We start from the raw sequence: 8,278 nt of genomic DNA, 5'->3' as shown, positions 1-8,278 counted from the left end.
AGACTCGCGGAAGTTGCATTGATCACCAGCTCGAAGCGCCCCATCCGCTCGAGTTCGCCGTAAGCGCGCGCGGTGATCGGGCCATGCTGCGCCAGTTGCGACGCCAGCGCACGCGCCTTCTCGACATCGCGATTGGCGATGACAAGCTCAGCGGGGCCCGCGTTCAGGAACGGCAGCAATGCGCCCCGCGCCGCGCCGCCCGCGCCGAGCAACAGCACGCGCTTGTCCGCGAGCGGCGCATGCAGGTTCGCTTCGATATCGCGCAGCAGACCGATGCCGTCGAAGTTGTCGGCAAGGATCCGCCCGCCCTCGAACTTGAACGCATTCGCCGCGCCGGCAAGCGTTGCGCGCTCGCTGCGCTCATCCGCCATATCGAAAGCAGCAAGCTTGAACGGCGCCGTGATATTCATACCCTTACCGCCCGCCGCGATAAACTCGCGTACCGTGGCCGCGAACGCGCCATCCGGCTCGCGCGGGCCTTCGATCGCCGTGTAGTGCATCGCCTGTTGCGTCGCTTCGGCGAACAGGCGGTGAATCAGCGGCGACTTCGTATGGCCGATAGGATGGCCAATGACTGCATAGGTATCGCTCATAGTCATCTCACTTGTCGAACAGCACGCCGTCCGTTTGCATCGAATCGATCTCGGCGGGCGTGAAACCGAGCGATTGCGCGACTTCTACATTGTGCTGGCCGAGATCGGGCGCGACCTCGCGTATCGTGGTATCGCATGCGGAGAAACGGAACGGCAGATCAGGCAAACGCAGCGTGCCGTAGCGCGGATGTTCCTGTTCGACGATCATGCCGCGCGCCTGAATCTGCGGATCGGCGATCACCTCGTCAATGCGTTGCACCTTCGCGCAAGGCACATCGATGCCGTCGAGCAGTTCGAGGATTTGCGCCACCGTGCGCGCGGCAACCCAGGGTTCGACCACGGCCAGGATCTCCAGCCGATACGCGTTGCGTCCGACGCTGCGATGAAACCGTGTGTCGGCACCGAAGCCGCAGGCGCCGCCGGTTGCTTCGATCAGAGCGGCGAAGCGCTTCCAGGCGTCGTCGACCTGGGCCGCGATCACCAGATCGCCATCGGTTGCACGAAACACGCCGTATAGCGTCGAGCCGGGCATGTCGTGTCCGGTTTGCTCTGGCAGCACATCCGCCAGCGTGTAGCACTGAACCGCGTATTCGTGCATCGAGACCAGTGTGTCGTAGAGCGCCATATCGATGTGCTGCCCTCGCCCGCTCTTCACGCGGCCGAGCAGCGCTGCATTGACCGCCGCGACGGCGTGAATGCCCGTGTACATATCGCCGAGCGAAATGCGCAGCAGCGGCGGACGCTCACCTGGGTTCCCGACCATTTGCATGATGCCGCTCTTTGCTTCCGCGATCAGGCCGAAACCCGCGCGATGCGCGTCGGGCCCAGTGTGCCCGTACGCCGAAATCGAGCAGTAAATCAGCCCCGGATTGCGCGCCGACAGCGTCTCGTAGCCGAGGCCGAGCTTATCGAGCGCACCGGGACGATAGTTCTCCACGAACACGTCCGCCGAATCGCAGAGCCGCTCCATGAAGGCTTTGCCGCGCGGATCCTTCATGTTCACGCAGACGCCGCGCTTGCCCATATTGAGCTGCAGGAAATAGCCGCTGGTGCGATCGTCGAGAACGGTCGCGTGTTGGCGTCCTGCGTCGCCGCCACCGGGACGCTCGACCTTGATGACTTCGGCCCCGAGCGCCGCAAGGCAACGCCCAACATAGGGACCGGCGAGAAAGTGGCTGTAATCGACGACGCGAATCCCTTCGAGCGGACGAAGCGGCTTCATCGTGCGGCTCCCGGGCGGCGCGGCACCATCAGACGATGCTCGCCGCGCTGCACGACTTCGCCGTGCTGATTAATGAGTTCCGAAGGCAGAAAGACGATGCCCCAGCCTCGACGGCTCTTGCTGGGCCGCATCGAACCGACGCCAAAGTTCACGTGCAGGACGTCGCCGACTTTGATCGGCAGAACAAAGTCCCAGCTCCAGCCCAGCGACATGCCGGGTACGAACCGATAGTCACTCTGCGTTTTCAGCCCATCGGCGATCGAAAGGCCGAACAAGCCATGCGCGACGAGGCAGCCGAAATGGCTCGCGTTCGCGTATTCTTCATCGACATGCACAGGCGTGTGATCGCCGGTAAGATCGGCGTACGCGAGAATGCGTTCCTTCGTGACGGTGTAGTGCGGGCTTACGCATTCATCGCCTTCGCGCGCGTCGTCCCAGTATTTTTCAACGATCGTCATGTCATGCCTCCGAACGCGGATCGATGGCGAGCACCTGCGCAACGCAGCGCGCGGGCTTAGCCTGAATGAATTCGATAGCGAGACCATCGGGCAAACGCAGCCAGTTCGTACCTTGCGGCATCGGCCGCACGTCGTAGCGACGTGCAGCGGCGAGCGCGGCTTCGACGTCTTCGCACATGATGCCGAGATGGCCGAGCCTCCCCTCCGGCCCCTCGAAATCCGGCATGTGAATGAATTGCATACCGCCGAGCGTCCAGTATTGACGCGGCGTTTCAGGTGTGCCATCGACCTCGCGCATCGTCATGCCGAACACGTCCTCGAAAAAGCGGATGTGCCAATGAATGTCACGCACGAAGAAGGCGACGTGTTCCAGGTAGGCTTTCGGCGTGCTCATGCCCGCGCCTCCGCTTTCTGGCGATCGGCCATCGCGCGCTCTACGCCCTTGATGCAGGCAACGAGCGTCGCGTTGACGGGCGTCGGCACGCCGTGGCGCGCGCCCCAACGAACGACCGAGCCGTTGATGAAGTCGATTTCGGTGATGGAGCCTTTTTCGAGGCTCTGCAGCATCGATGTCTTGAATGCCGCGGGCAAACCTTCGGCGGCCAGCGTCCACGCTTGCTCCGGCTCGGTCATCGAGAGCTTGACGCCCGCGGCCTGCGCGGCGGCGATCGCTTCTCCGACGGCCGCCAGCGATGTCGCCTTAAGCAAAGGCTCGTCGTAGAGCTGGCCATACGTCAGTGACGTGATGCCGGTTAGCGCGCCCGTCGCAACGTTCACGAGCAGCTTGTCCCACATGGTGCCGACAATGTTGTCGCTAACCTGCGTCGAAAGCCCCGCGTGGTTGAATGCATCGGCGATACGCTGAACGCGATCGGTCACACGCCCGTCCAATTCGCCAATGATCGTCTGCTTGCCCACGACGCCCGACTCGATATGCCCCGGGCCGCGCAGCACGCCCCCGACGTAGGTCTTGCCCGCCAGCACGCGTTCGGCACCGACGACGTTGGCCAGGATGTCTTCGTGACCGAGGCCGTTCTGCAGCGACAGCACCACCGTCTCCGGTCCCACGAGCGCCTGTGCACTGCGAATCGCCGCGTCCGTATGGAACGATTTGACGAGCACGATGACGACCTCGGCTGTACCCGCTTCCGCAGGCTGCGTGGTTGCGCGGACCTGCACATGGCGCGAGCCGCGCGTATCGTCGACGCGCAAGCCGTGCGTCCGCATCGCATCGACGTGCGCGGGAGAATGGTCGACCAGCCAGGTTTCATGGCCGCCTTCGGTGAGCGTCGCGCCGATCGCACAGCCGAGCGCTCCGGCACCCAGAATTGCAATTTTCAAGTGCGTCTCCTTAACGTGTCACGTCAAGATAAGAAACGCATGCCGATTTCGCAATGCAATGGCTACAATGAGGTTATTGTCTACCGCAATAACGATGCGATAACGACGGACACCATGACTGCCCCCGATTTGCCCGACATCAAGCTTCTCCAATTGTTCGACCTGCTCTATGACACACGCAACGTCACGCGCGTGGCTGAGCAACTGGGTCAGAGCCAGCCGACCGTCAGCATCTGGCTGGCGCGGCTGCGTGAGCATTTGCACGATTCGCTCTTTATTCGCACGCCGACGGGCATGGCCCCGACGCCCCAGGCCGACGCGCTGATCGGCCCGTGCCGGGAAATTCTCGAATCGTTGCGGCGCTTGGCCGCTTGGGAAATCGCGTTCGATCCGGCCACGGCGCAGCGGCGGTTTCGCATCTGTATGACCGATGCGAGCCACGTGACGCTGCTGCCGCGCTTGCTTGCACACGTCCGTGCGCAAGCCCCCGAGGTGCGTCTGGAGGCTACGCGGATCGATGGCAATACGGAGCGGGCGCTCGAATCGGGCGAAGCCGATCTCGCGATTGGACACGTGCCGTGGCTGAGTGGCGGCATTTATCAGCAGCAGCTTTACGAGCAGGACTGGGTGTGCCTCGCGAATCGCCATCATCCGAGGATTCGCAAGAGGCTCACTGTCAAGGCGTACCGGAGCGAGGCACATGTCGCCATCACGGCGGGAACCGGCGCGGCGCTGCTCCAACGGGCGCTCGTACGGGAGCGCATCGAACCGCGGATCGCGCTGGAATTGCCCGGTTTTCTGGGGCTCGGCACCATTGTGCAGAGCACGGACCTGATTGCGACGCTGCCGCGTCATATCGGGGAGACGCTGGCGCATGCCAGCGACCTCGCAGTCCATCCGTGCCCTATTCCGGTCGAGGGCTTCGCCGTGCGGCAGCATTGGCATGCACGCTACCATCACGAGGCGGGTAATCGCTGGCTGCGTTCGGTGGTCTCGCGGTTGTTTGGCGTGTCGGGGGCGAACGGCATTCACTCAAACTAATCGGCCTTCATGATTGCCGCAGCGGTCGCATCTCCGCGATCTTCGACCTGAACTTGGTTGACATCCGATTGCAGCGTAGGGCGATATGGACGCTCTCTCAGGAACGGGGCCTGTTTAACGCAGGCGGCGGCCGTCAATCCAGCGCGTGCGTTTGCCGTTCCCTGCTAATTCGGATGCACGACGATGGTGAGCGGCCACGCGAACGTACCGTCTTTGATCTTCTTGACCAAAGTAAAGCGATAGGTCAGCGTAAAGCTGTTGCTCGCCGCGGAATACGGCAGATTGACCTTTCCTCCCGTAGCTGGGAGGACCACGCTCGTGCCCAACCCGGACACCTCGATCGACACAAACATCGACTGCATGGCAGGCGCTACCTGGAACAACAGCGAGTAGCCAGCTCGATCATTCGTCGTCACCACAAGTTGCGAGCCGACGAGATTACTTGAGTTGGGGACATTGACGTACCCCATGTTCGTGTCCTTGTTGGTCACGATAAACTGTGTGGGGTTACTCGCTTTCATCTGCGCATAGGCCTGAACTGTCGTGCCTACCGCGAGACGGCCGGTGGCTTGGCGCGCGCCGCTCGTATCGGAAAACGTGAGCAAGGCGAGCAGCGCAAGCACGCTGCCTGCAGCGGCGCGGGCCCGCCTCTCGCGCGTCGGACTGCAGTGCGTGTGGTGCACGGGCGCCGGTTGATTTGCGTATTCCATAGGGTTCACCATTTCCTCGCGCATGTGGCTGGGCGAATTGGGTTTGTCATCGGAGCATCGTCAATGCGTCAATGCGTCACTGCGTCACTGCCAGGTCAACGTGACAGTGATGGGCGCTGTTGTCCCGTAAACCCCCGGCGCGACGTTCTGCCCGCTGTTGATCAAGCCGTACACCGTGACCGTCGCGCTGGGGGACTGGTTGGTAACGGTCCCGCTGTACGTGGCGGTACCGCTTGTTCCGTCGCCCCAGATCGCCGAGTGTGCCGAATTCGTATAGAGGTTGTAGGAAATCACTTGGCTGCCGCTGACCATTTGCCGATTCGAATAGCTGCCTGGGCCGCTGCTCGCAGTCAAGGTGTAACTGACTGATTTTGTGGGACCCAAGCCAGTACAGTCGATCGTGACGGTGGTGGCGCTGCTGTCGCTGCTCCTGGTGTCATAGGTGCCGAAGTTGACCGCCGGCACGTTGACCGTGCAGTTGACGGCGGCGGCGAACGCCGGCGGCGCGAGCGCGATCAGCGCTAACGAGATGAACGCGTACAGAGCCGTGCGGGGCAGCGCCTTTCGCTGGGCCGTCGATTGGATAAAGCCTGTCATTGCAGCACTCCTTTGCAAACGAAAGAACCAAGGTGGGGTAGCGGATCGCCCGACGCTGCAAACGGCACGGCGATATCGCAACTCTGGTCGCGCCAACTCGCGCGCAGCCGGTTCTGCGCGGAAAGGCCCGTCAGGTAGACCTCGCCGTCGCGGCCGACCGGGAATTCCTGCGCCTGATCGCCAAGCTTGACCACAGCGCCCGCGGGCAGCGGCGTACCGTCCTCGAGACCAATGGTCAACAGGGCATCGTGGGCATGCGTGACGGGAAAATGCACGACCATGCCGCTGCGGTAGTACGGCACCGCGTCAATCGATAGGGTCCCGACTTTGGCATCGAACGGCAGATCCATTTGCTCAATCGAAATGGGGTTCTTTTCGTACGCTCGCAAACGCGGCAACAGCATCTGCCCCTTGGCATCCGTGCGACCAACCAGTTGGTTGTCCGCATAGACCCGCACATTGGGAAACTCGGGCAAATCGACGAGCGCGAAGCTGTCGGTGATGCGCCTGGCCAGATGCACACCGTCCAGCAACGCGATGCCGCCCGACGCGCTGACACGCACGCCAGTCTGCCCCTGACTGCTCGCGGCCTCGATGTCATAGGTGCCGATGCCGTTCTGTGCGCTTACGCTGACGTCGCGCGTACCGCGCTGACCCTGCTCCAGCAAATAACCAAAGCCCGTGCCCGCCGGCAGCCCTTGCTGCAGCTGCAACAGCGCATCGGTATGGCCGCCCTGGCGCGTCACGCTGACCGACGTGGTGGTGCGCTGACCGAGAGGAATGGTCCAGTTGGCTCCGACAAGGGTGTCACCGCCACCGTGCAGCGACCTGGATACGCTGAGGCTAAGAAATCCGAGGCGCCCCAGTTGTGTGCCGTAGCTGGCCGACACTAACTGAAACCGGCCATCTGTCTGTGTCGCGGCGCTGCCGCGATTGTCGAGGTAGACATAGGCCAGCCCGAGCGAACCACCACCGGGCATCGCCATACCCACATTGGCATTGGCCACGCAACGTGGCGGGGGATTATCGGCGTCAAAGCCCAATTGCGCGAAGCGAGCGCTCGCGATCTGCACGTGGGCGCCGAAGCTGACGGGACTCGCTTGTCGCTCCAGCCCTGCCGCCACGAGCGCACCGCTGCCGGCACGGCTATGGCTGGCCGCCACCGCGCCGCTCAGGATTCCGAGTGACGGCAGCAGCCAAGTGGCGCCCACGCCGACCGTCTGATGCTGCGCCTGAACTTCCGCGCGCAGCTCACCCGTCAGCCGATCCGTCAGGCCCAGCCGATGCGTGCCGGAGAAGAACGGTTGGCCGTAGTCGTTGCTGTCAATCCCGAAGTTCCGGCGCACCGCACCCAGCTCATAGGAATAGTCGTGCAGGCCAGCATTGAGCAGGCTCGCGCTCACGTAGAACGGCTGATTAATGACCTGTTCGCGCCCGAGCACGTCGCGCACGACCACGCGCACGTCGCCCTGTCCGGTCACGACGGGCACGTTCGTGATGGAGAAGGGGCCGGGCGCAACGTCCTTGCGCGAACTCAACACGTTGTTCACGTAGACATCCACGCTCGACGGCAGCACGGCCTGCCCGCTCACACTTTGCAGAGGCAACGTCGCGAGCCCAGGCTGTACCGCGAAGTTGGTGCCGTATTGGATGCCCCCGAAACGAACGCTGCGCCCCCACATCCCCGGCTGACTGATCGAGTCGCCGATGCGCAGCGTACTCAATGCTTCCGGGCGGTCCAATGTCCAGGTGGTCTCGAGCCTCGTGAAGCGCCGCTCGAGCGGTTCACCGTCGTTCACCACGAAGCTCCCCGTGCCGACGCCTAAACCGCTGAACAGGCCCAGTTCGAACAGCCCGGACTTGCGCGTGATGCCCGATGACCGCTCGGCGTAGAGATCGTAGTTGATGAACCCACCGATGCCGGGCTTTGCCGCCGGCGCGGCGGGCCTGTTCGCCTCGTCAAGCTCGGTCGCGACAAACGCCTGTGGCGGCGCGGCGACTGCGACCGTCGAGCGCGATTCGTCGACTACGTAGGTCAGTCCGTCGATCGCCAGCGAATAGAATGTCACGCCCTTATGGATGATCGGCTGCGATGCCGGCACGCGCAGTCGCCAACGCTTCAGGTCGTCTTCCGCCGCATACAGCTCACCGCCACTGCCCTTGAGCAGCAGCACGGTGTCATCCAGCCCCTGCTGGTTGATGTCGAGCTGCACGAGCAGTTCCTCAGCATCGCCGCTCGCTGCACCCGCCCCCTCTTGGTCATTGGCCATGCTCAGGTCAGCCCCCCCTGCCAAGATCATCGCGTTCGCCCCTGCG

The 8,278-nt window shown here is 63.2% G+C and carries 9 protein-coding genes; 1 reads left to right on the top strand and 8 read right to left on the bottom strand.

Annotated features, from left to right (window positions below):
- From aroE to ACTHL0_RS03020, 5 genes are all read right to left on the bottom strand, one after another.
- Positions 1–593 (bottom strand): shikimate dehydrogenase (gene aroE, locus ACTHL0_RS03040; protein WP_440565116.1); only part of this gene is annotated, 593 nt, incomplete at its 3' end.
- A gap of 7 nt (positions 594–600) precedes the next feature.
- On the bottom strand, positions 601–1,815 hold the full coding sequence (locus ACTHL0_RS03035; RefSeq protein WP_440565115.1) for a CaiB/BaiF CoA transferase family protein: 1,215 nt from the start codon (positions 1,813–1,815) through the stop codon (positions 601–603).
- Positions 1,812–2,273, bottom strand: a complete 462-nt coding sequence (locus tag ACTHL0_RS03030) for a MaoC family dehydratase (RefSeq protein WP_440565114.1) — start codon at positions 2,271–2,273, stop codon at positions 1,812–1,814. The genes ACTHL0_RS03035 and ACTHL0_RS03030 overlap by 4 nt, the downstream gene beginning before the upstream one ends.
- A gap of 1 nt (position 2,274) precedes the next feature.
- The gene (locus tag ACTHL0_RS03025) at positions 2,275–2,667 is read right to left on the bottom strand and encodes a VOC family protein (RefSeq protein WP_440565113.1); all 393 of its coding nucleotides are present in this window, start codon (positions 2,665–2,667) and stop codon (positions 2,275–2,277) included.
- Positions 2,664–3,614, bottom strand: a complete 951-nt coding sequence (locus ACTHL0_RS03020; protein ID WP_440565112.1) for a ketopantoate reductase family protein — start codon at positions 3,612–3,614, stop codon at positions 2,664–2,666. Before ACTHL0_RS03020 ends, ACTHL0_RS03025 begins: the two co-directional genes overlap by 4 nt.
- Before the next feature lie 114 nt (positions 3,615–3,728).
- On the opposite strand from ACTHL0_RS03020, the gene ACTHL0_RS03015 reads away from it, so the two are divergent.
- Entirely contained in the window at positions 3,729–4,655 is a 927-nt protein-coding gene (locus ACTHL0_RS03015) for a LysR family transcriptional regulator (protein WP_440565110.1), read from the top strand.
- Positions 4,656–4,819: 164 nt separating this feature from the next.
- Here the strand turns inward: ACTHL0_RS03015 and ACTHL0_RS03010 are convergent, their stop codons facing one another.
- The 3 genes from ACTHL0_RS03010 to ACTHL0_RS03000 form a co-directional block, all read right to left on the bottom strand.
- Complete coding sequence (locus ACTHL0_RS03010; RefSeq protein ID WP_440565109.1) at positions 4,820–5,365, bottom strand: hypothetical protein; 546 nt, start codon at positions 5,363–5,365, stop codon at positions 4,820–4,822.
- Between the two features lie 84 nt (positions 5,366–5,449).
- Complete coding sequence (locus ACTHL0_RS03005; protein WP_440565108.1) at positions 5,450–5,962, bottom strand: spore coat protein U domain-containing protein; 513 nt, start codon at positions 5,960–5,962, stop codon at positions 5,450–5,452.
- Positions 5,959–8,175, bottom strand: coding sequence for a fimbria/pilus outer membrane usher protein (locus ACTHL0_RS03000; RefSeq protein ID WP_440565107.1), 2,217 nt, complete (start codon positions 8,173–8,175; stop codon positions 5,959–5,961). Before ACTHL0_RS03000 ends, ACTHL0_RS03005 begins: the two co-directional genes overlap by 4 nt.
- Between the last annotated feature and the right edge of the window lie 103 nt (positions 8,176–8,278).

The organism is Trinickia sp., from assembly GCF_051961175.1.
GTDB lineage: Bacteria > Pseudomonadota > Gammaproteobacteria > Burkholderiales > Burkholderiaceae > Trinickia.
This window is presented reverse-complemented; position numbering and strand designations above follow the sequence as displayed.

Bases quoted from the DNA above. Each gene is read 5' to 3' on its own strand.
- ACTHL0_RS03035 (WP_440565115.1), bottom strand. From the start codon at position 1,815: ATGAAGCCGCTTCGTCCGCTCGAAGGGATTCGCGTCGTCGATTACAGC.
- ACTHL0_RS03030 (WP_440565114.1), bottom strand. From the start codon at position 2,273: ATGACGATCGTTGAAAAATACTGGGACGACGCGCGCGAAGGCGATGAA.
- ACTHL0_RS03025 (WP_440565113.1), bottom strand. From the start codon at position 2,667: ATGAGCACGCCGAAAGCCTACCTGGAACACGTCGCCTTCTTCGTGCGT.
- ACTHL0_RS03015 (WP_440565110.1), top strand. From the start codon at position 3,729: ATGACTGCCCCCGATTTGCCCGACATCAAGCTTCTCCAATTGTTCGAC.
- ACTHL0_RS03010 (WP_440565109.1), bottom strand. From the start codon at position 5,365: ATGGAATACGCAAATCAACCGGCGCCCGTGCACCACACGCACTGCAGT.
- ACTHL0_RS03005 (WP_440565108.1), bottom strand. From the start codon at position 5,962: ATGACAGGCTTTATCCAATCGACGGCCCAGCGAAAGGCGCTGCCCCGC.